This window comes from Streptomyces sp. NPDC051563, from assembly GCF_044454225.1.
Classification (GTDB): Bacteria; Actinomycetota; Actinomycetes; order Streptomycetales; family Streptomycetaceae; genus Streptomyces.
Genome location: NZ_JBITDL010000003.1, coordinates 331,603 through 351,472, shown reverse-complemented (window position 1 = coordinate 351,472; position 19,870 = coordinate 331,603). Strand labels below are relative to the sequence as shown.

Here is a 19,870-nt window from a genome sequence, read left to right as displayed (position 1 = left end):
GTGCCTAGCGGGTGTGGCACTGGAACTGAATCGGACGGTCGGTTTACTGGACGCCGAGCGAGGCGTAGTCGTAGCGGCCGTTGTACGCGTCGGAGGTGTAGACGTTGGTCAGACGGCTGCTGCGCCAGTTGATCGTCTTGTCGTAGACGAAGGGCAGGTAGACCGCGGCCTCGGAGACCTTCTGGTTCATCTGCTTGTAGATGTCGCCGGCCTTGTTGGCGTCGGTCTCCGCGATGGCCTCGTCGAACAGCTTGTTGATCGCCGGGTCGTTGAGCTCGGAGAAGTTGTTGTTGCCGCTCTGCAGGATGAAGCGGCCGTCGACCAGCGGCTGGGAGAAGCCCTGTCCGGTCGGGAAGTCGGCGCCCCAGCCCATGATGATGATGCCGTAGCCCTTCTCCTTGACCACCTTCGGCGAACCGATGATGCCGGAGGTCTGGGCGCCGTCGAACTGGTCGACGTCGGCCTCGATGCCGACCTGCTTCAGGGCGTTCTGCAGGGAGACGGCCGTGGCGACCTCGACCGGCTTGTTGTTGCGGACCGCGATGGTCGTCTTGAAGCCGGACTCCTTGCCACAGGCCTTCAGCGCGGCCTTGGCCTTCTCGGTGTCGGGCTTGCCGTCGTTCGTCAGGACGCCGTACGGGTCGTACTTGCCGTCGGAGCCCTTGATGCCGAGCGGGAGCATGTTGGGGGCGATGTCGCCACCGGCCTGCGGGCCGCCGCGGGCGGTCTGCAGGGACTTGTGGTCGGCCGCGTAGATGACGGCCTTGCGGCACTCGATGTTGTCGAACGGCGCGACGGTCTGCGGCATGACGGCGTACCGGATGAAGCCGGTCTGGCCGTTGTCCAGGTTGTCCTTGTGGTCCTTCAGCGCGGTGGCGCGGGCCGCCTGGCCGATGCCGGTCGCGTTGATGTCCAGGTCGAACTCGCCGTTCATCAGGCGCTTGTCCATGTCGTCCGCGTTCGCCATGAACGTGACCGAGATGGAGTCCGGGAGCGCCTTGCGGATGGTGTCCGACTCGGCCTTCCAGGCGGTGTTGCGCGAGAGCTTCATGCTCTTGTTGGGCTCGTACGAGTCGATCTTGTACGGGCCGCTGGAGAAGGGCTTGAGGCCGTACTTGGCCGCGGTGTCCTTGTCCTGCTTGACCGGGCTGGCGGCCGGCATGGCCAGCATCTGCTCGAAGTCGCCGTTGGGCGCGGGGAGCTTGAAGATGACGGTCTTGGCGTCCGGGGTCTCGATCGCCTTGAGGCCGAGCTTGTCCGGGCTGGTGTCCTTGTACGGACCGGGGTACTCGGTCTTCGGGTCGAGGACCTGCATCAGGTAGACCGGGCCGCCGGAGATGACGTCCTGGGCCCAGGTGCGCTCGATGCCGTACTTGACGTCCTGGGCGGTGATGGGCGTGCCATCCTCCCAGGTCACGTTGTCCTTGAGGGTGTACTTGTAGGTCTTGCCGCCGTCGCTGATCTCCGCGTTGGCGGTGGCCAGGTCGGGGACGAGCTCGGTGCTCTTGGAACCGGGCTCCGCCTTGAAGCTGACGAGCTGGCGGGCGTAGTAGCGGGAGAAGTCCCACATGAAGCCGTAGTAACCGCGCTGCGGGTCCCACGAGTCGGCCTCCTGCGTGCCGACGAACTTCAGCTCGCCGCCCGCCTTGGTGGAGGCGTTGGCGACCTTGCCGATGGCGGCGTTGAAACCGCCCGCGGCGGACGGCTTCTCGTCCTTCGTCTTGCCGTCGTCGCCGCCACAGGCGGTCGCGGCCAGCATCGTCGCGAGCACGACGGCCGTGCCGGCGGCAAGCCTGCGCTTGGACATGCGATGGGTAGTCACGATGCTCGCAACCCTCCGTTGTGATTCCGGTTCGAAGCCGGGTTCCGGTGTGCCCTGCGGTTCTGACCTACGGGTGCCCTGCGGGATGACCTGCGGGGACGGCTAACGGGAGCCCTTCGGGTCGAGGGCGTCGCGGACGCCGTCGCCGAAGAGGTTGAAGGCCAGCACGGTGATGAAGATCGCCGTGCCGGGGAAGATCATGAAGAGCGGGTCGTCCTCATAGGTCCGCACGGCCGTCGAGAGGGTCTCGCCCCAGGACGGTGTGGGCGGCTTGACGCCGACGCCCAGGAAGCTGAGCGCGGCCTCGGTCAGCACGTTGGTGGGGATCATCAGCGTCGCGTAGACGGTGATGGGGGCCACCAGGTTCGGGAGCAGCTCGCGGAAGAGGATGTACATCCGGCCGGCGCCCAGGCTCCGCGCGGCTTCGACGTACTCCCGTTCGCGCAGCGACAGGGTCTGGCCGCGGACGATGCGGCCGATGTAGGGCCAGCCGAAGAAGCCGATCACCAGGACCAGTACGGCGATCCGCAGGCCCGATCCCTCGAAGCCCCAGAGCTTGCCGGGGACGACCGAGATGAGCGCGATGATGAAGAGCAGCTGCGGGAAGGCGAGCAGCAGGTCCATGACCCGGCTGATGGCCGCGTCGACCCAGCCGCCGAAGTAGCCGGCGACGATGCCGAAGAAGGTGCCCATCGAGACCGCCACGAAGGCGGACAGGAAGGCGACCAGGAGCGAGATGCGGGCGCCGTAGACGATGCGGCTGAAGACGTCGCGGCCGTTGACCGGTTCGATGCCCAGCAGGAAGTCGCCGCTCATGCCGCCGTAGTCACCGGAGGGCAGGCCCAGCAACGGGTCCAGCAGGTCTTCGTGCAGCTCCTCCGGGGGGTGGCCGAACGCGCTGACGATCAGCGGCGCGAACAGTGCGACGAGGATCAGCAGGAGCACGACGAAACCGCCGGCCAGCGCGACCTTGTCGCGCTTGAGCCGCATCCAGGCGATGCGGCCGGGCGAGCGGCCTTCGATGGCCTTGGCGGGGACGTCGGCTACGGACACGGGTGCGGGTGTCTCCGCGCTCATGTCGTGCAGTGGTGCCGTCATCGTGGTGGGGACCCCTCTCGGCCGACGTGTGGGCCGGCCCATGCCCGCCGCTGTGGCGGCGTTGGTGCGGAGTGGCGCTCGGAGTGCGAGGTACGGATGCGTTCTGCGGAACGGGTACTGCTCGGGCGGTGCGCTGCGGACAGTGCCATCGGAGGACTGACCCGCTCTTGGGTGGGGAGTCTTCATCGGGCGCTCGATCAGCCGCCAGACCCGCAGGTGAATGGATGCGCAACCGTGATCTGAGGGTCGAGTTCCCGTTATCCGGACTTCGCTGCCACCTCAGCGGAGCAAGACATGCTGTTCGGTACGGAATCGGACATGGCGCCCAACTCGGCGTACTAGCGCGCCCATTGGGCGTACATCAGGGGTGAAATCCGGACAACGCAAAGACCGCACGGAACGACTGTTCCGTGCGGCCTCGGGTGGCTAAATACCGATGTCTCAGTAGGCGGGCGCCTGTCCCTCGCGGTCGTAGAAGGGCCTGGTCTGGGCCCGCAGCCACATCGCGACGGGATCGTGTTCGTCGGCGAGCGCGACCGTGCACACGGGCACTCCCTCGGGGACCGCGCCGACCGACTGGCGCATCATCTCCCGTACGGATTCCAGCGCGTGGGCGGAGGCGTCGTACAGGTCGAGCCCGACGGCGAGGTACGGGGACCCCAGCGCGGGCTGCACCCAGGCGCGGCGCAGCGAGCGGACGGCGGGCGTGCGGTGCGCGTGCTGCGTGAGCAGTCCGTAGAACTGCGGCAGCTCGATGGCGGGTTCGGACAGCCGCAGCGGGCCGGCCGGCATCCGGTCGAGCCCGGTGGCGATCCGGCGCAGGTCGGCCCAGGGGAGGCCGACGCCGCCGCCCTGGGCGTGCGGATTGAGCCACAGCCCCCAGCGGTCGGGGTAGAGGGCGCGGGCGATGTCCCGGCCCGTGACCACCTCGTACCCGCGGTTCCAGCCGCTGGCGGCCAGCTCCTGCGGGGAGGTCACGCAGGGCGCGTACCCGAGGCCCTCGACCTCCATGCCGCCGTACTGGGCCTCCGGGGATCCGGGCTGCCCCTGCCAGAGGAGCATCCACAGCCGTCCCTCGGCCAGGGCGTGCAGGAGAGACTCGTAGCTCTCGTAGCGCCCCGGAGTCACCTGGCGCAGCATGTGCTCGACCTGCCCGACCGCGGCCGTGCCTGACGCACTCACCCGGTACCCCTCTTCGTCTGTTCGTCCGCCCGTCGTCCACGCGTGTCGGCCACCAGCTTAAGCGTCACTACGGCAGGTAGAAGGGGCGTACGCGCTCACGTATGTAGTCGACGACCGGGTCCTCGGCGGCGTCGAGCAGGATCAACTGCACCGGCCACGGCGGCGGTACGCGGGTCAGGGCGCGGCCCAGCGCGTCCATCGGGGCGTTTCGCATCTCGGGCTCCCATCCCACCAGGTGGACCCCGATGTAGAGCTCCGGCGAGCCGCCCTCGACGCTGGCGAGGCAGCGGTGCGCGGACGCGACGACCCCGGCGGCCCGGAACTCCTCCGCGGCGGCGGCCAGGAACTCGACCGGGTCCTCCTGCCAGTCGGGCTCGTAGAGCCGGACCCGGCCGCCGGTGGCGGGGCCGTCGAGCGGGCTGCGGCCGGTGCGGCAGAGCTCCGCGACGGCCTGCGGGGGCAGCGGCACGCCGACGGACCCCTCGGGGTTGACCGCGAGGCCGAGCTGCGGGGGCAGGCCCCGGGCGAAGTCCACGGCGGGGGCGACGGCGAAGTCCATGGCGGGTCCGGCGCAGGCGCGGAACTGCTCCTCGGAGCTGTAGACGGGCACGTACGCGGCGCCGTCGATCTCCATGGTGGGCAGGCTCAGGCTGTTCACCCCGCCGGGCAGCGGGATCCACAGCGGGCTGCGCCCGAGGACCTCCAGGATCCGCCCGCCGGCGTCCGCCTGTCCGAGCGCCGCCCCGAGCACCTGCTCCAGCTCGTTACCCGGCCACATGTACGTCTCCGCTCGCTTGCCCTTGCCCTTGATGTCGACCCGAGATTAACGGGCGCCTGCGACAGCGGGGCCGGGGGCCGCCGCCCCGCCGCCACTACCGCCGCCACTACCGCCGCCGCTCGTCGCTAGCGGAAGCCGATCGACGTCAGCCGGGACGCCGCCGGCCGGTCCAGCAGGGTCACCGACGCGCAGCCGGCCGGCGGGCGGCCCGCCTCGGCCTCGCGCAGCAGCCGGGCCACCGCGCCGCGGTGCCGGGCGAAGGCGTACGCCGACACCCCGCGGCCCCGTGCCGCCTGCCCGGCCCTGGCCTCCTCGGGCGTGGTGTCCAGCAGGACCAGGTGCAGTGCGCGGCCGCGCCGGCGGGCCGCCGAGGCCAGCAGGCCCCGTACCCAGCTCTGCGTACCGCAGTCGTGGACGACGGCCGGGGCCCCGGAGCGGAGCACCCGCCACAGCCCCCAGTAGTGGGCGATCCGGACCGCGGGCCGGTACACCGCGTAGGGCAGCGCGGCCGGCATCCGGCGCTCCCACCGCTCGCGGACGTCCTGGGAGTCGATGCCGCCGCCCTCCGCGGCCCGCTTGATCAGGGTGCTCTTGCCGCCGCCGGGCAGTCCGGAGACCACCACGACGTCCCCCGCGGCGAAGCGCAGCCTGCACGGGCCCTCGGCCCCGCGCAGGTCGCGCACGGCTCCGGGCTCCCCCGCCGCTCCGGCCGCCGCCGGATCCCGTACGACGCCGCGCTGCGACGGCACCCCGCCCACCACGCCCTCGACGGTGCCGGTGCCGGTCGCCGCCAGTGGTCCGAATCTCCGCACAGTGTTCGCCTCCCCCGCGACGGGCCGCCTGGACCCGGTCCCCCTGAGTGTAAAGAGACGGTAATCCGGCAGTGCCGGTTCCGTTCCGGGCCCGATCCGCTTGCGGACCCCCTCCCCCATTCGGCCGCACGCCGTGCAATGATGTGCGCCATCTGGACACCTAACTGCATACCGGCCGCTTGAATCCGCGCGGGAGAGTCCCGGCACGCCGCAAGGCGGTGCCCGGGCGCCGAAGGAGCAAGTACCTCCCTTGAATCTCTCAGGCCCCGTACCGCGTGGATGAGGCAGATCTGAAAAGCGAGCCGCACCACCGCCCGTGAGGGCACCGGTGACGGTTCCACCCAAGGTGCAAGTCGAAGGCCTTCCCCTGGAAGCGGGGAACTCTCGGCGAACCTCTCAGGTTCCGATGACAGATGGGGAGGAACTCCTCCTCGTCATGTCATGCCCTGGGACCCGGGAGCCACACCCATGAGCACTGCCCCCCGCCTGACCGCCCTCGATGCGCTGCACCGTTCCCTCGGTGCGACCATGACCGATTTCGCGGGCTGGGACATGCCCCTGCGGTACGCCAGCGAGCGCGACGAGCACAACGCCGTCCGCACCAGGGCCGGTCTGTTCGACCTCTCCCACATGGGCGAGATCACCCTGACCGGCCCCGAGGCCGTCAAGGTCCTGGACTACGCGCTGGTCGGCAACATCTCCACCGTCGGCGTCGGCCGCGCCCGCTACACGCACATCTGCCGGGAAGACGGCGGGATCCTCGACGACCTGATCGTCTACCGCCTGGGCGAGACCGAGTTCATGGTCGTCGCGAACGCCTCCAACGCCCAGGTCGTCCTGGACGCGATCACCGAGCGCGCCGCCGGCTTCGACGCCGAGGTCCGCGACGACCGCGACGCGTACGCGCTGCTCGCGGTGCAGGGGCCGGAGTCCCCCGGCATCCTCGCCTCCCTCACCGACGCCGACCTGGACGGGCTGAAGTACTACGCCGGCCTGCCCGGCACGGTCGCCGGGGTGCCCGCGCTGATCGCCCGTACCGGCTACACCGGCGAGGACGGCTTCGAGCTGTTCGTCGCCCCCGAGCACGCCGTGGAGCTGTGGCAGGCGCTGACCAAGGCGGGAGAGGGCGTCGGCCTGGTCCCGGCCGGCCTGTCCTGCCGCGACACCCTGCGCCTGGAAGCGGGCATGCCGCTGTACGGGCACGAGCTGACCACCTCCCTGACCCCGTTCGACGCGGGTCTGGGCCGGGTCGTGAAGTTCGAGAAGGAGGGCGACTTCGTCGGCCGCGCCGCCCTGGAGGCCGCCGCCGAGCGCGCCGCCTCCAAGGCGCCGCGCAAGCTGGTCGGCCTGATCGCCGAGGGCCGCCGTGTTCCGCGCGCCGGTTTCCCCGTGACCTTCGACGGCCAGGTCATCGGCGAGGTCACCTCCGGGGCCCCGTCCCCGACGCTGGGCAAGCCGATCGCGATGGCCTATGTCGACGCGGCGCACGCCGCGCCCGGCGCCTCCGGTGTCGGCGTGGACATTCGCGGTACGCATGAGGCGTACGAGGTCGTGGCCCTGCCGTTCTACAAGCGGCAGAAGTAGCCCCGTACCGCACCGCACCGCGGCGCACCGCCGGACGGCGCACGCACCGCGCCGTCCCGCACGACCACCGTTCGTATCCACTCCCCCGCATCCAGGAGAATCAGGTCATGAGCAACCCCCAGCAGCTGCGTTTCAGCAAGGAGCACGAGTGGCTGTCGGGCGCCGTCGACGGCGTCTCGACGGTCGGCATCACGGAGTTCGCGGCCAACGCGCTCGGTGACGTCGTCTACGCCCAGCTTCCCGAGGTGGGCGACACGGTGACCGCGGGCGAGACCTGTGGCGAGCTGGAGTCGACCAAGTCGGTCAGCGACCTGTACTCCCCCGTCACCGGCGAGATCACCGAGTTCAACCAGGACGTCGTCGACGACCCGGCGCTCGTGAACTCGGCTCCGTTCGAGGGCGGCTGGCTCTTCAAGGTGCGCGTCACGGAGGAGCCGGCCGACCTGCTCTCCGAGGACGAGTACGCCAAGCTCACCGCCGGCAACTGACCCAGGGAACCCTGATGTCTGTACTGAACACTCCCCTTCACGAGCTCGACCCGGACGTCGCCGCCGCCGTCGACGCCGAACTCGTGCGCCAGCAGTCCACCCTGGAAATGATCGCGTCGGAGAACTTCGCTCCGGTCGCCGTCATGGAGGCCCAGGGCTCGGTCCTGACCAACAAGTACGCCGAGGGCTACCCCGGCCGCCGCTACTACGGCGGCTGTGAGCACGTCGACGTGGTCGAGCAGATCGCGATCGACCGCATCAAGGCGCTCTTCGGCGCCGAGGCCGCGAACGTGCAGCCCCACTCGGGTGCGCAGGCCAACGCGGCCGCGATGTTCGCGCTGATCAAGCCGGGCGACACGATCATGGGCCTGAACCTGGCCCACGGCGGTCACCTGACCCACGGCATGAAGATCAACTTCTCCGGCAAGCTCTACAACGTGGTCCCGTACCACGTCGACGAGACCGGCGAGGTCGACATGGCCGAGGTCGAGCGCCTCGCCAAGGAGTCCAAGCCGCAGCTGATCGTCGCCGGCTGGTCCGCCTACCCGCGCCAGCTGGACTTCGCCGCCTTCCGCCGCATCGCGGACGAGGTCGGCGCGTACCTGATGGTCGACATGGCGCACTTCGCCGGCCTGGTCGCCGCGGGTCTGCACCCGAACCCGGTGCCGCACGCCCACGTCGTGACCACCACCACGCACAAGACCCTCGGCGGTCCGCGCGGCGGTGTCATCCTGTCGACGCAGGAGCTGGCCAAGAAGATCAACTCCGCGGTCTTCCCCGGTCAGCAGGGCGGCCCGCTGGAGCACGTGATCGCGGCCAAGGCCGTCTCCTTCCTCGTGGCGGCCTCGCCCGAGTTCAAGGAGCGCCAGGAGCGGACCCTGGAGGGCGCGAAGATCCTCGCCGCCCGCCTGGTCCAGGACGACGTCAAGGCCGTGGGCGTGGACGTCCTCACCGGCGGCACCGACGTGCACCTGGTCCTGGTCGACCTGCGCAACTCCGAGCTGGACGGTCAGCAGGCCGAGGACCGCCTCCACGAGGTCGGCATCACGGTCAACCGCAACGCCGTCCCGAACGACCCGCGGCCGCCGATGGTCACCTCGGGTCTGCGGATCGGCACGCCGGCGCTGGCCACCCGCGGTTTCGACGCCGAGGCCTTCACCGAGGTCGCCGAGATCATCGCGCAGGCGCTGAAGCCCGCCTACGACGCCGAGGACCTGAAGGCGCGCGTCTCCGCGCTCGCCGCGAAGTTCCCGCTGTACCCGACGCTCTAGGCGCCGGCCTGAGAGGGCCCGGCCTTGTTGTGCACAGGGCCGGGCCCCTTTCATGACCAAAGCCCCAGGCGGATGCGACCTATTGCCGCTGATTACTCCAATAAATGGCAAATAGGCTCCACATAAAGGATCGACCGCACCCCTGGCAGGACGGACAGCACACCCCATGGACATGAGCGCAGCCAACAAGAAGGGACTCAGTCTCTTCGCCCTGATCATGATCGGGCTCGGCTCGATCTTCGGATCGGGGTGGCTCTTCGGGGCGGGCCAGGCGGCCGCCGTCGCGGGTCCCGCGGCGATCATCGCCTGGGTCATCGGTGCCGTCTTCATCGGCATGATCGCCATGTCCTACGCGGAGGTGGGCGCCGCCTACCCGCTGCCCGGCTCGATGGCCCGCTTCGGCACCATCTCGCACGGGCCGGTCCTGGGCTTCATCACCGGCTGGGCGGTCTGGATCGCCATCGCCGCGCTGATCCCGATCGAGTCCATCGCCGGTACGCAGTACATGTCCTCCTGGAACTTCGGGTGGGCCAAGGGCCTGGTCGAGAACGGCGGCCTGACCACCTCCGGCATGGCGATGGCCCTGTTCCTCACCGTGGCCCTGTGGCTGGCCTGCTACTGGTCGGTCGCGCTGCTCGCCAAGGCGAACAACCTCCTCACCCTGGTCAAGTTCGCCATCCCGGTGCTCGCCGTGATCGCCCTGATCGCCTCCGGCTTCCACACCGGCAACTTCACCGACCACGGCGGCTTCGCGCCCAACGGCTGGTCCGCGGTCATGACCGCCGTCACCACCTCCGGCGTGGTCTTCGCCTTCAACGGCTTCCAGGCCGTCGTCAACCTCGGCGGCGCCGCCAAGAACCCCGGCCGCGCCATCCCGCTGGCCCTGGTCGGCGCCCTCTCCCTCGGCCTGGTCATCTACCTGGCCCTGCAGATCGCCTTCATCGGCGGCGTCCCGCCCGAGAAGCTCGCCGAGGCCGGCGGCTGGAACGGCATCAACTTCTCCTCCCCCTTCGCCGACCTCGCCAAGATGCTGATGCTGCACTGGGTCGTCACGATGCTCCAGTTCGGCGCCTTCATCTCCCCGTCCGGCGCCAACATCGGCAACGTCGCCTCCGCCTCCTACATGGCGCAGAACCTCGCCGACACCGGCTTCTTCCCGAAGAAGATCCGCGAGGTCCACCCGAAGTACGGCACCGCCCGTCCCGCCATGTGGCTGAACCTCGGCTTCTCGGTGCTGCTGCTGGTCACCGTCGGCCACAGCTGGGAGGCCCTGGCCAGCGTGGTCTCCGCCGCGATGGTGGTCTCGTACCTGATCGGCCCGATCGCGGTCGGCGTCTTCCGCCGGACCAAGCCCGAGCTGCCGCGCCCCTTCCGGCTGCCGGCCGCCAAGATCCTCTGCCCGGTCACCTTCGCCTTCGCCGCCTGCGCCCTGTACTGGTCGAAGTGGCCCGACACCGGCAAGGTGGTGCTGCTCACCCTGGTCGCCGCCCCCATCGCGGCGATCGTGCTCAAGCGCAAGGGCGAGAAGAACCTGGCCAAGCAGTTCGCCCCGGCCTGGTGGATGATCGCCTTCCTGCTGTGGCTGGGCACCCTGTCGGCGCTCGGCAGCAAGGAATTCGGCGGCCACGGCATCATCCCCGGCGGCGTGGACATCGCCCTCGTGGGCCTCTCGGCCCTGGGCTTCTACTTCTGGGCCGTCCGGTCCGGGGTCAAGGCCCACTACGCGGGCCTGCCCGGCCCGGACCCGGTCCTGGACGCCCCCGCGGGCGGGACCGGAGCCACCGGGGCCCCGGAGCGCGAACTGACCCACGCCTGAGCGTCCCCCTCCCGACCCGTCCGGCAGCCGAGCCGTTCACCTCACCGCGTTAAGCTCGGCTGTCGGACAAAATCCGCAGATCAGCCCGATCAACCCCTCCTGCCCACGCTTCCCACCCACGAGCAGACATAGGAGTCCGCAACCGTGGCCATCTCCGTCTTCGATCTCTTCTCGATCGGCATCGGTCCCTCTTCCTCCCACACCGTCGGACCGATGCGCGCCGCGCGCATGTTCGTGACCCGGCTCAAGAAGGACGGCGTCCTCGCGCAGACAGCCTCGGTGCGCGCGGAGCTCTTCGGCTCGCTGGGCGCCACCGGCCACGGCCACGGCACCCCCAAGGCGGTGCTGCTGGGCCTGGAGGGCCACTCCCCCCGCACCGTGAACGTGGAGACCGCCGACGCCGAGGTCGAGCGCATCCGCCGGACGGGCCGCCTGCGCCTGCTGGGCACGGACATAGGTGACGGCCACGAGATCGACTTCGACGAGCCGAACCAGCTGATCCTGCACCGCCGGCGCTCGCTCCCGTACCACGCGAACGGCATGACGCTCTTCGCGTACGACGAGACCGGAAACCCGCTGCTGGAGAAGACCTACTACTCGGTCGGCGGCGGCTTCGTCGTGGACGAGGACGCGGTCGGCGAGGACCGGATCAAGCTCGACGACACCCCGCTGAAGTACCCCTTCCGCAGCGGTGACGAGATGCTGCGCCTCGCGAACGAGACCGGCCTGTCGATCTCCTCGATGATGCTGGAGAACGAGAAGGCCTGGCGCACCGAGGACGAGATCCGCGAGGGCCTGCTGGAGATCTGGCGCGTCATGCAGGCCTGCGTCGCGCGCGGCATGTCCCGCGAGGGCATCCTCCCCGGCGGTCTGCGGGTCAAGCGCCGGGCCGCCTCCACGGCGCGCCAGCTGCGCACCGAGGGCGACCCGATGATGCACCGCAGCGAGTGGGCGACCATCTACGCGATGGCGGTCAACGAGGAGAACGCGGCCGGCGGCCGGGTCGTCACCGCCCCGACGAACGGTGCGGCGGGCGTCCTCCCGGCGGTCCTGCACTACTACATGAACTTCGTGCCGGGCGCCGACGAGGACGGGGTGGTCCGCTTCCTCCTCGCCGCCGGAGCGATCGGCATGCTCTTCAAGGAGAACGCCTCGATCTCCGGCGCCGAGGTCGGCTGCCAGGGCGAGGTCGGCTCGGCCTGCTCGATGGCGGCCGGCGCACTGGCCGAGGTCCTGGGCGGCACCCCGGAGCAGGTCGAGAACGCGGCCGAGATCGGCATGGAGCACAACCTCGGCCTGACCTGCGACCCGGTCGGCGGCCTGGTGCAGATCCCCTGCATCGAGCGCAACGGCATGGCGGCGGTCAAGGCCGTCACCGCGGCCAAGATGGCGATGCGCGGCGACGGCAGCCACAAGGTCTCCCTCGACAAGGTCATCAAGACCATGAAGGAGACGGGCGCCGACATGAAGGTGAAGTACAAGGAGACCGCCCGCGGCGGTCTCGCGGTCAACGTCATCGAGTGCTGACCCGGACCCGTACCGCCTGATGAAGGCCCCGACGCCCCGCGTCGGGGCCTTCGCCATGTCCCCCCTCAGTCAGGTGGGTTACGCCAGTAACTTCGTTCGAGATTGGGTGGTATATGAGGTTTGGCGGGAGGTTGATCACGCTTGAGAGGGAACAAGGCAGTCTGGGCTGGTTTCTTGATGATCACCTGCGCAAGGGTGGGGGCACGACGTCGCGTCCACACCCCCGGCGGTCGGCCAACCGCCTTGGACCACAGCCGTTTTGCTTATCTGGAGGACTTGAAATCATGGCAAGCACCCGCAGCATCCGCGTGATGGCGGCCGCCGCATCGCTCCCCCTCGCCTTCGCGCTCTTCTCGGGCGTGGCCCAGGCCGACAACGGGGCCGGTGCGGCCGGGACCGCGTCGAACGCGGCCCTCGCCGGCGTCCTCGGAAGCGGGGTCGGCGGCAGCAACGCCGGCAACTCCTCCACCGCCCAGCAGGTCGCCTCGGGCTTCGGCGCCTCCAACCAGAACAACGGCGCCCAGGCCAACGGTTCGGGCTTCACCGCGATCGGCCAGTCGAACGCGCACGAGTCCTTCATCTACAACCCGCTTCCGTAGCTCCGGCCGGGGCCCCCGCCCCGGTCGCACGCTTCCGCCGAGCCCCGCCCTCCCTCCGGAGGGCGGGGCTCGGCGCGTCGGGCCAAGTCGGGTCGAGAGGCCCGGCCGGACGGGACCTTCGGCCGGGGGAAGGCGGCCCCCGGGTGGGCTAGCTTGCCCGAGTGGGCATCTCGCGCGCGTGCGCCGGCGAGACCCACCCCGAGAGAGAGGCGCCCGCATGACCGGCACCGAACACCGCGTCCTCCCGCTCCGCCTGGAGGCCGCTCCCGAGCCCGTCCCGGTGCGGGGCGTCTTCGTGTACCGGACCGAGCGGCCCTACGAGATCTCCCTCGACTTCGAGGGGGCCGGCATGCACCTCGCCCACTGGGTCTTCTCCCGGGAACTGCTGCTCGACGGCCAGGTCTGCGCCACCGGCGAGGGCGACATCCAGGTGTGGCCCCGCTGGAAGGGCACCGAGCCGCGGGTCTTCCTCGCCTTCAGCAACGGCGAGCAGTCGTGCGTGGTGTCGGCCCGGGCCAAGGACGTCCAGGCGCTGTGCCGCCGGATGACCGAGCTGGTGCCGCGCGGCCAGGAGCACCGGCATTACGACCTCGACGCCGAGCTGAGCGCCCTGCTGCCCAGCTGAACCGGGCGCAGGCGGCGCACCGGGGGCAACCGTGCCCGTACCGGGTGCAACCACGCCCCGACCCGGCGCGTCTTCACGGGTGACACCGTTCCCCGTCTCTCGGAATCGAGGGGACGCCATGAACCGTCCACGCCGCCGGCAGGCCACCGCACTGGGGGTGGGCGCACTGCTCGCCGCCACCCTGGCCTTCGCCGCCCCGGCATCCGCCGCAACCACGACAGCCGCCACCAAGGCCAAGGCCACCCAGACTCCGCTCGTCGTCAATGCCCGCTACGGCGGCCACTGCACGTACGACCGGGTGGTCATCGACCTGCAGGGGTACGTACCCGGGGTCACCGTCACCCCCGTCCCGAACCTGGTCTACGACGGGTCCGGCAAGCCCGTCCCGCTGCCCGGCCGGTACTTCCTGGAAGTCCGCCTGCACCCCGCCGCCGGACACGACGACGCGGGCCACAACGTCTACCTCGGCCCCAAGCTCGTCAAGATCGACCTGCCCAAGCTCAAGGGGCTCGCCCTGACCGGCGACTACGAGGGGTACGTCACCTTCGGCGCCGCCTTCGACACCACGCCCGCCTACAGCTCCTTCACGCTGCACTCCCCGGAGCGCTTCGTCCTGGACATCGCGCACCCGAACACCTGCTGAGCCCCCGGCGGGAGCCGGGGCCCGGCTAGCGGTGCTCGGGATTCGGGAAGTCGAACCGGCAGCCCGCGTCCCACAGGGAGCGCTGGTTGCCGTGCGCCGGCATCCCGCCGGACCGCTTGAGCAGGGCCGCCAGGTGCATGAGGTTCCAGCTCATGAAGGCCGTGTTCCGGTTGGTGAAATCGTTCTCGGGGCCGCCGGATCCGGGGTCCAGGTACGAGGGCCCGGGTCCGGCCTCGCCGATCCATCCGGCGTCGGCCTGCGGCGGGATCGCGTAGCCGAGGTGCTGGAGGCTGTAGAGGACGTTCATGGCGCAGTGCTTGACGCCGTCCTCGTTGCCGGTGATCAGCGCCCCGCCCACGCGCCCGTAATAGGCGTACTGGCCCTGCTCGTTCAGGATCGAGGAGCAGGCGTAGAGCCGCTCGATGACCTGCTTCATCACCGAGCTGTTGTCCCCGAGCCAGATCGGGCCGCACAGCACGAGGATGTCGGCGTCCATGATCTGGCTGTAGAGCACCGGCCACTGGTCGCTCTCCCAGCCGTGCTCGGTCATGTCGGGCCAGACACCGGTGGCGATGTCGTGGTCGACGGCACGGATGAGCGAGGTCCGGACCCCGGCCGCCTCCATCACCGCACGGCTCTTGCCGATCAGGCCCTCGGTGTTGCTGGGCTCGGGGGACCGCTTGAGCGTGCAGTTGACGTACACGGCGGTCAGGTCGGAGTAGTCGAGGTCGCGCGCGGGATCGGTAGCCACCCGCCCAGCCTCACCGGCGACCGCCGTGGCCGCCACCGGGCCGCGCCCGTCCGGGCTCAGCCCGGCGTCGGAGCCGGCGCCCGGGTCGGGGTCACAGGGATTCGATCATCGCGTCCGCGCTCGCCGCGTTCAGGGCGAGGCGGACGTTGCCGAGCACCGCGAGCCGGATGAGGGCCCGTACGTCGTCCCCGTGCGGGTGCGAGGCCAGCGGGTCGAAGAAGAACACCAGCAGGTCGATCTGCCCCTGGGTGATGAGCGAACCGATCTGCTGGTCCCCGCCGAGCGGCCCGCTGCGCAGCGGGGCGACGTCCAGGCCGAGCCGCCGGTTGATCAGGGTGCCGGTGGTGCCGGTCCCGTAGAGCCGGTGGGGCTTGAGCTCGGCGGCCTTGCGATCCGTCCAGGCGAGCAGGTCGGCCTTGCGCGCGTCGTGGGCGACCAGGGCGATGCCGCGCGGGCGGTCGCTGCGGCCGCCCGCTCCGGTGAGCCAGCTCGGGTCGGCCAGCGGGTAGAGGTGCACGGCCGCGGCCCGCAGCTCCTCACGGCTGATGGAACCGTCGCCGTCGACGTCGACCCGGTCGAAGGAGAGCGCGTCGAGCGAGCCGTCGATGCCGGTCGCCCCGAAGAGGCGCTCGTACTCCGCGCGGTCGATGCGGCCGTCGCCGTCCCGGTCCAGGGCGTCGGCGAGGGCGTCGAGGGCCCGCAGGGTGGACTCGCGGAAGTAGCGGTCGCCGTCGAAGGCGTCGCGCGCGGCCGCCGCGACGAACTCCTGCTCGCTGATCCGGCCGCCCCGGTCGGTGTCCGATGCGGCCTGCAGCTGCGTCCACAGCTCGGAGTAGGCGTCGTGGAGGGCGGCCCTGCGGCGGGTGTCCCCGGGCTCGGTGAGCCATTCGGCGAGGCGGCCGGCGTAGGCGATGAGGTCCTCGCGGCCGAGATGCCCGTCCCCGTCCAGATCGTACGTGCGGAACAGCGCGGCGACGCGGGGCAGCCAGTCTTCGGCGGTCACGGACATGCAGAACTCCCTTTTCAGGTGGGGCTATTGAGGCCGATAGTAGCGGTGCGAACACGGTGCGTGATGCACAAGCGGAATCAGGTCACCGCATGGCGTGATTGGGGCGGGTTGTTACCGGTCCGCGCGGCCGACTAGGGTCAGCGGGCCTTGGTGTTCGGGAAACCGGTGGGAAACCGGTGCGGCCCTCGCCACTGTGATCGGGAAGTCCGGCTCCACTCCTGCGGGAAAGCCACTGGGCTGCGCGGGAGGTTCCGCGCTGCCCGGGAAGGCGGAGCATGGACGTCAACCCGTGAGCCAGGAGACCGGCCGGGGCGCGTTGTCCATCCACGAGGTGCTGGAGAGGTCTCCCTACTCATGCATATAGCCGAGGGGTTCCTGCCCCCTTTGCACGCGGTCGCCTGGGGCGCCGCGTCCGCCCCCTTCGTCGTCCACGGCGTCCGCGCGCTCACCCGCGAGGTGAAGGCCAACCCCGAGAGCACCCTGCTGCTCGGTGCGTCCGGGGCCTTCACCTTCGTCCTGTCCGCCCTGAAGATCCCCTCCGTGACGGGCAGTTGCTCGCACCCCACGGGCACCGGGCTCGGGGCGATCCTGTTCCGGCCGCCGATCATGGCGGTGCTCGGCACGATCACCCTGCTGTTCCAGGCCCTGCTGCTGGCACACGGCGGGCTCACCACCCTCGGCGCCAACGTCTTCTCGATGGCCATCGCCGGCCCGTGGGCGGGCTACGCCGTCTACCGGCTGCTGCGCAGGTCCGGGGCCCCGCTGATGGTGACCGTGTTCTTCGGCGCCTTCTTCGCCGACCTGGTCACCTACTGCGTCACCAGCGTGCAGCTCGCCCTGGCCTTCCCGGACCCGGCCTCCGGATTCCTGGGCTCCCTCGCGAAGTTCGGGGGGATCTTCGCGGTCACCCAGATCCCGCTGGCCGTGAGCGAGGGGCTGCTGACCGTCCTCGTGATGCGGCTGCTGATGGCGTCGAGCAAGTCGGACCTGGTCCGGCTGGGTGTCGCGAAGCTGACGGCCGCCCGTACCGGAGAGAAGGCGGCGGCCTGATGAGCAAGATGTCCAGGAACGCGAAGATCAACACCCTGCTGCTGCTCCTGGTGGCGGCGCTGGCCGTCCTCCCGGTCGCACTGGGGATGGGCGACCACAAGGAGGAGCCCTTCGCCGGCGCCGACGCGCAGGCCGAGACGGCGATCACCGAGCTGAAGCCCGACTACGAGCCCTGGTTCTCCCCGCTGTACGAGCCCCCGTCGGGCGAGATCGAGTCCGCACTGTTCGCCCTGCAGGCGGCGCTGGGCGCGGGCGTCCTCGCGTACTACTTCGGCGTCCGCAAGGGCCGCCGCCAGGGCGCGGCCGCCGCCGCGGCCGCTCCCGCCGCCGCCCCGGAGGCGTAGCCGGGTGCTGCCGATCGACGTTGCCGCGCACAGCAGCCGCTGGCGCGGCCGGCACCCGCTGGAGAAGGCCCTGCTCGGGATCGGGCTGACGGTCACCGCCGTGTGCCTGCCGCCCTGGCCGGGCGGCCCGCTGGTGGCCGCCGCCACCCTCGCCGTGCTGCTCGGCCCGGCCGGGGTGGCCGGCCGGCAGCTCTGGCGGGCCTTCCGGATCCCGCTCGGCTTCTGCTTCACCGGGGCGCTGCCCCTGCTGTTCGCGGTGGGCGGCCCGGCGGGGCCGGTGTCCCTGGCCCCCGACGGCCCCCGGCTCGCCGCCGAACTGCTGCTGCGCACCTCGGCGGCCTCGCTCGGGCTGCTGCTGTTCGCCTTCACCACCCCGGTCTCCGACGTCCTGCCCCGGCTGGTCCGGGCCGGGGTGCCGGCCCCCGTGGTGGACGTGGCCCTGGTCATGTACCGGATCGGCTTCCTGCTGCTCGATTCCATGGCCCAGGTCCGCCGGGCCCAGGCGGCCCGGCTCGGGCACACCGGCCGGGCAGCGGTGTGGCGTTCCCTGGCCGGGCTCGCCGCCACCTCCTTCGTACGGGCCTTCGACCGCGCGGCCAAGCTCCAGGCGGGTCTGGCCGGCCGCGGCTACGACGGCGCGCTGCGGGTCCTCGTACCGGAGGCTTCCCTGTCGTGGCGCTTCCTGGCGGCCACCGCCGGCCTGCTGGCGGCCCTGATCACCCTGACCCTCACCCTGAAGGGGCTCGCCCTGTGAACCCGGTAGTGGAACTGTCCGGCGCGGCCTACGCCTACGAGGACGGCCCCGCGGTCCTGACCGGCGTCGACTTCGCCATCGCGCCGGGCCGGGCGCTGGCCCTGCTCGGCCGCAACGGCAGCGGCAAGACCACGCTGATGCGGCTGCTGAGCGGCGGCCTGCGGCCCGGCGCGGGATCGCTGCGGCTGGACGGCACGGAGGTCTCGTACGACCGGGCCGGCCTGACCCGGCTGCGCACGTCCGTCCAGCTGGTGGTGCAGGACCCCGACGACCAGCTGTTCGCGGCCTCGGTCGAGCAGGACGTGTCCTTCGGCCCGATGAACCTGGGGCTCCCCGCCCCGGAGGTCCGCGTCCGCGTGGACTCGGCCCTCGCCGCCCTGGACATCACCCGGCTCCGGGACCGCCCCACCCACCTGCTCTCCTACGGGCAGCGCAAGCGCGCGGCGATCGCGGGGGCGGTGGCGATGGCCCCGCGGGTGCTGATCCTGGACGAGCCGACGGCCGGCCTGGACCCCGACGGCCAGGAGCGGCTCCTCGACGTCCTCGCAGGACTGCGCGCCTCCGGCACGACGGTGGTGATGGCCACCCACGACGTGGACCTGGCGGTCCGCTGGGCCGACGACGCGGCGGTCCTGACCCCGACGGGCATCCGCTTCGGCCCGGCCGAACCCCTCCTGTCGGAGCCGGCCCTCCTCACCTCGGCGGGCCTGCGCCAGGCCTGGTCCCCGGCGGTGGCCGCACTGCTGCGGTCCCACGGCCTGCTGGCGGCGGACGCCCCCGGCCCCCGCAATCCGGAGGCACTGGCCGCCTGGCGGTAGGCGGGTTCGCGGTTCCCGATCTCCCGCAAACCTAGGATGGCCGCATGTCGCTCCCGCACGCCATCCTCACCGCCCTGCTCGAGAAGCCCTCGTCGGGGCTGGAGCTGACCCGGCGGTTCGACAGGTCGATCGGGTACTTCTGGTCCGCGACGCACCAGCAGATCTACCGCGAGCTCGGCCGGCTGGAGGAGTCCGGGCTGATCCGGGCGCTGCCCAGCGAGGGGCCCGTGCGGGGGCAGAAGAAGGAGTACGAGGTGCTGCCGGCCGGGAGCGGGGAGCTGGCGCGGTGGGTCGGGGAGGCTCAGGATCCCAAGCCGGTGCGCGATCCGCTGCTGCTGCGGATCCGGGCGGCCGCGGTGGTGGGGCCGCAGGGGCTGGCCGCGGAGGTGCGGCGCCATCTGGAGCTGCACCGGGCCCAGTTGGCGGTGTACGAGGGCATCGAGGAGAGGGACTTCCCGGCCGGGCGGGAATCCGACGAGGACCGGCTGCGGCGTGTCGTGCTGCACGCGGGAACCGGGCTGGAGACCTTCTGGCTGCGCTGGCTGGAGGAGACCCTCGCCGAGGTGGAGGGCATGGCCGGCGAGACCGGCCGACAGGGCTGAACGCGCGCCCCGGCCCGGCAGGGGGCCGGGGCGGCGCAAAAGGCTTACTTGTTCAGGGAGGCCCAGAACTCGTCGAAGCTCAGCAGGCCGTCGTCGTTCGCGTCCTTGGAGGCGATCACGGCCTCCGCGACCGGGCCGGTGACGAACGGGTCGCCCATCGCCGCCATCGCCGAACGGAACTCGTCCGCCGTCACGAAGCCGTCACCGTTCACGTCGAACTTGCCGAACGTCGTCCGTGCGCTCTCGATGTCCGCCACTGGGTCCACCCCTTCTTGGTGCTTGTTGACCGGCTCAGGG

Annotated in this window: 21 protein-coding genes and 2 riboswitches; of the genes, 13 read left to right on the top strand and 8 right to left on the bottom strand. The window is 71.0% G+C overall.

What is annotated here, in order from left to right; all coding sequences use genetic code 11:
* Positions 1–43: 43 nt before the first annotated feature.
* The 5 genes from ACIA8F_RS05810 to ACIA8F_RS05790 all read right to left on the bottom strand — a co-directional run bounded on the left by ACIA8F_RS05810 (position 44) and on the right by ACIA8F_RS05790 (position 5,692).
* The gene (locus ACIA8F_RS05810) at positions 44–1,822 is read right to left on the bottom strand and encodes an ABC transporter substrate-binding protein (RefSeq protein ID WP_399376948.1); all 1,779 of its coding nucleotides are present in this window, start codon (positions 1,820–1,822) and stop codon (positions 44–46) included.
* 102 nt (positions 1,823–1,924) lie between these two features.
* Positions 1,925–2,920, bottom strand: a complete 996-nt coding sequence (locus ACIA8F_RS05805) for an ABC transporter permease (RefSeq protein ID WP_399376947.1) — start codon at positions 2,918–2,920, stop codon at positions 1,925–1,927.
* A 441-nt stretch (positions 2,921–3,361) separates the two neighbouring features.
* Positions 3,362–4,102 (bottom strand): enhanced serine sensitivity protein SseB C-terminal domain-containing protein, encoded by a 741-nt coding sequence (locus tag ACIA8F_RS05800; RefSeq protein WP_389435290.1) that lies wholly within the window; start codon positions 4,100–4,102, stop codon positions 3,362–3,364.
* A 67-nt stretch (positions 4,103–4,169) separates the two neighbouring features.
* On the bottom strand, positions 4,170–4,880 hold the full coding sequence (locus ACIA8F_RS05795; protein ID WP_399376945.1) for an enhanced serine sensitivity protein SseB C-terminal domain-containing protein: 711 nt from the start codon (positions 4,878–4,880) through the stop codon (positions 4,170–4,172).
* Positions 4,881–5,005: 125 nt separating this feature from the next.
* A complete protein-coding gene (locus ACIA8F_RS05790; RefSeq protein ID WP_399376944.1) occupies positions 5,006–5,692 on the bottom strand; it encodes an AAA family ATPase in 687 nt (228 codons plus the stop codon).
* A gap of 180 nt (positions 5,693–5,872) precedes the next feature.
* A riboswitch (glycine riboswitch) is annotated at positions 5,873–5,976 on the top strand.
* Between the two features lie 184 nt (positions 5,977–6,160).
* On the opposite strand from ACIA8F_RS05790, the gene gcvT reads away from it, so the two are divergent.
* The 8 genes from gcvT to ACIA8F_RS05750 all read left to right on the top strand — a co-directional run bounded on the left by gcvT (position 6,161) and on the right by ACIA8F_RS05750 (position 14,245).
* On the top strand, positions 6,161–7,276 hold the full coding sequence (gene gcvT / locus ACIA8F_RS05785) for a glycine cleavage system aminomethyltransferase GcvT (protein ID WP_399376943.1): 1,116 nt from the start codon (positions 6,161–6,163) through the stop codon (positions 7,274–7,276).
* Positions 7,277–7,383: 107 nt separating this feature from the next.
* Positions 7,384–7,764 (top strand): glycine cleavage system protein GcvH, encoded by a 381-nt coding sequence (gcvH, locus tag ACIA8F_RS05780; RefSeq protein ID WP_399376942.1) that lies wholly within the window; start codon positions 7,384–7,386, stop codon positions 7,762–7,764.
* A 14-nt stretch (positions 7,765–7,778) separates the two neighbouring features.
* Positions 7,779–9,035 carry a serine hydroxymethyltransferase gene (gene glyA / locus ACIA8F_RS05775; RefSeq protein WP_399376941.1) on the top strand — a complete coding sequence of 419 codons (1,257 nt, stop codon included), beginning with the start codon at positions 7,779–7,781 and terminating at the stop codon, positions 9,033–9,035.
* 166 nt (positions 9,036–9,201) lie between these two features.
* Positions 9,202–10,851 (top strand): APC family permease, encoded by a 1,650-nt coding sequence (locus ACIA8F_RS05770; protein WP_399376940.1) that lies wholly within the window; start codon positions 9,202–9,204, stop codon positions 10,849–10,851.
* Between the two features lie 144 nt (positions 10,852–10,995).
* Positions 10,996–12,378 carry an L-serine ammonia-lyase gene (locus tag ACIA8F_RS05765; RefSeq protein WP_399376937.1) on the top strand — a complete coding sequence of 461 codons (1,383 nt, stop codon included), beginning with the start codon at positions 10,996–10,998 and terminating at the stop codon, positions 12,376–12,378.
* A 284-nt stretch (positions 12,379–12,662) separates the two neighbouring features.
* Positions 12,663–12,977, top strand: a complete 315-nt coding sequence (locus tag ACIA8F_RS05760) for a hypothetical protein (protein WP_383953025.1) — start codon at positions 12,663–12,665, stop codon at positions 12,975–12,977.
* A gap of 217 nt (positions 12,978–13,194) precedes the next feature.
* Positions 13,195–13,602, top strand: a complete 408-nt coding sequence (locus tag ACIA8F_RS05755; protein ID WP_399376936.1) for an SsgA family sporulation/cell division regulator — start codon at positions 13,195–13,197, stop codon at positions 13,600–13,602.
* 118 nt (positions 13,603–13,720) lie between these two features.
* Positions 13,721–14,245, top strand: coding sequence for a hypothetical protein (locus ACIA8F_RS05750; protein WP_399376935.1), 525 nt, complete (start codon positions 13,721–13,723; stop codon positions 14,243–14,245).
* A 25-nt stretch (positions 14,246–14,270) separates the two neighbouring features.
* On the opposite strand, the gene ACIA8F_RS05745 is transcribed toward ACIA8F_RS05750, so the two are convergent.
* The gene (locus ACIA8F_RS05745; RefSeq protein WP_399376934.1) at positions 14,271–14,996 is read right to left on the bottom strand and encodes a flavodoxin family protein; all 726 of its coding nucleotides are present in this window, start codon (positions 14,994–14,996) and stop codon (positions 14,271–14,273) included.
* Between the two features lie 91 nt (positions 14,997–15,087).
* Positions 15,088–16,005, bottom strand: coding sequence for a methylglyoxal synthase (locus tag ACIA8F_RS05740; RefSeq protein ID WP_399376932.1), 918 nt, complete (start codon positions 16,003–16,005; stop codon positions 15,088–15,090).
* Positions 16,006–16,136: 131 nt separating this feature from the next.
* Positions 16,137–16,331: riboswitch (cobalamin riboswitch) on the top strand.
* A 28-nt stretch (positions 16,332–16,359) separates the two neighbouring features.
* Here ACIA8F_RS05740 and ACIA8F_RS05735 point away from each other — a divergent pair.
* Genes ACIA8F_RS05735 through ACIA8F_RS05715 form a run of 5 tightly spaced genes read left to right on the top strand, consistent with a single transcriptional unit; the run spans position 16,360 to position 19,573 of the window.
* Positions 16,360–17,055 (top strand): energy-coupling factor ABC transporter permease, encoded by a 696-nt coding sequence (locus ACIA8F_RS05735; RefSeq protein ID WP_399376931.1) that lies wholly within the window; start codon positions 16,360–16,362, stop codon positions 17,053–17,055.
* 8 nt (positions 17,056–17,063) lie between these two features.
* The gene (locus ACIA8F_RS05730; protein ID WP_399377001.1) at positions 17,064–17,399 is read left to right on the top strand and encodes an energy-coupling factor ABC transporter substrate-binding protein; all 336 of its coding nucleotides are present in this window, start codon (positions 17,064–17,066) and stop codon (positions 17,397–17,399) included.
* 4 nt (positions 17,400–17,403) lie between these two features.
* Complete coding sequence (cbiQ, locus tag ACIA8F_RS05725) at positions 17,404–18,153, top strand: cobalt ECF transporter T component CbiQ (RefSeq protein WP_399376930.1); 750 nt, start codon at positions 17,404–17,406, stop codon at positions 18,151–18,153.
* The gene (locus ACIA8F_RS05720) at positions 18,150–18,971 is read left to right on the top strand and encodes an energy-coupling factor ABC transporter ATP-binding protein (protein ID WP_399376929.1); all 822 of its coding nucleotides are present in this window, start codon (positions 18,150–18,152) and stop codon (positions 18,969–18,971) included. Before cbiQ ends, ACIA8F_RS05720 begins: the two co-directional genes overlap by 4 nt.
* Positions 18,972–19,015: 44 nt before the next feature.
* The gene (locus ACIA8F_RS05715) at positions 19,016–19,573 is read left to right on the top strand and encodes a PadR family transcriptional regulator (protein WP_399376928.1); all 558 of its coding nucleotides are present in this window, start codon (positions 19,016–19,018) and stop codon (positions 19,571–19,573) included.
* A 44-nt stretch (positions 19,574–19,617) separates the two neighbouring features.
* On the opposite strand, the gene ACIA8F_RS05710 is transcribed toward ACIA8F_RS05715, so the two are convergent.
* Positions 19,618–19,830: an EF-hand domain-containing protein gene (locus tag ACIA8F_RS05710; RefSeq protein WP_399377000.1), complete on the bottom strand. Its 213-nt coding sequence runs from the start codon at positions 19,828–19,830 to the stop codon at positions 19,618–19,620.
* Positions 19,831–19,870 lie beyond the last annotated feature (40 nt).

Coding starts and splice junctions, on each gene's coding strand:
- ACIA8F_RS05715 (WP_399376928.1), top strand. CDS start 19,016: ATGTCGCTCCCGCACGCCATCCTCACCGCCCTGCTCGAGAAGCCCTCG.
- ACIA8F_RS05735 (WP_399376931.1), top strand. CDS start 16,360: ATGCATATAGCCGAGGGGTTCCTGCCCCCTTTGCACGCGGTCGCCTGG.
- ACIA8F_RS05755 (WP_399376936.1), top strand. CDS start 13,195: ATGACCGGCACCGAACACCGCGTCCTCCCGCTCCGCCTGGAGGCCGCT.
- gcvH (WP_399376942.1), top strand. CDS start 7,384: ATGAGCAACCCCCAGCAGCTGCGTTTCAGCAAGGAGCACGAGTGGCTG.
- ACIA8F_RS05760 (WP_383953025.1), top strand. CDS start 12,663: ATGGCAAGCACCCGCAGCATCCGCGTGATGGCGGCCGCCGCATCGCTC.
- ACIA8F_RS05750 (WP_399376935.1), top strand. CDS start 13,721: ATGAACCGTCCACGCCGCCGGCAGGCCACCGCACTGGGGGTGGGCGCA.
- glyA (WP_399376941.1), top strand. CDS start 7,779: ATGTCTGTACTGAACACTCCCCTTCACGAGCTCGACCCGGACGTCGCC.
- gcvT (WP_399376943.1), top strand. CDS start 6,161: ATGAGCACTGCCCCCCGCCTGACCGCCCTCGATGCGCTGCACCGTTCC.
- ACIA8F_RS05740 (WP_399376932.1), bottom strand. CDS start 16,005: ATGTCCGTGACCGCCGAAGACTGGCTGCCCCGCGTCGCCGCGCTGTTC.
- ACIA8F_RS05770 (WP_399376940.1), top strand. CDS start 9,202: ATGGACATGAGCGCAGCCAACAAGAAGGGACTCAGTCTCTTCGCCCTG.
- ACIA8F_RS05805 (WP_399376947.1), bottom strand. CDS start 2,920: ATGACGGCACCACTGCACGACATGAGCGCGGAGACACCCGCACCCGTG.
- ACIA8F_RS05795 (WP_399376945.1), bottom strand. CDS start 4,880: ATGTGGCCGGGTAACGAGCTGGAGCAGGTGCTCGGGGCGGCGCTCGGA.
- ACIA8F_RS05730 (WP_399377001.1), top strand. CDS start 17,064: ATGTCCAGGAACGCGAAGATCAACACCCTGCTGCTGCTCCTGGTGGCG.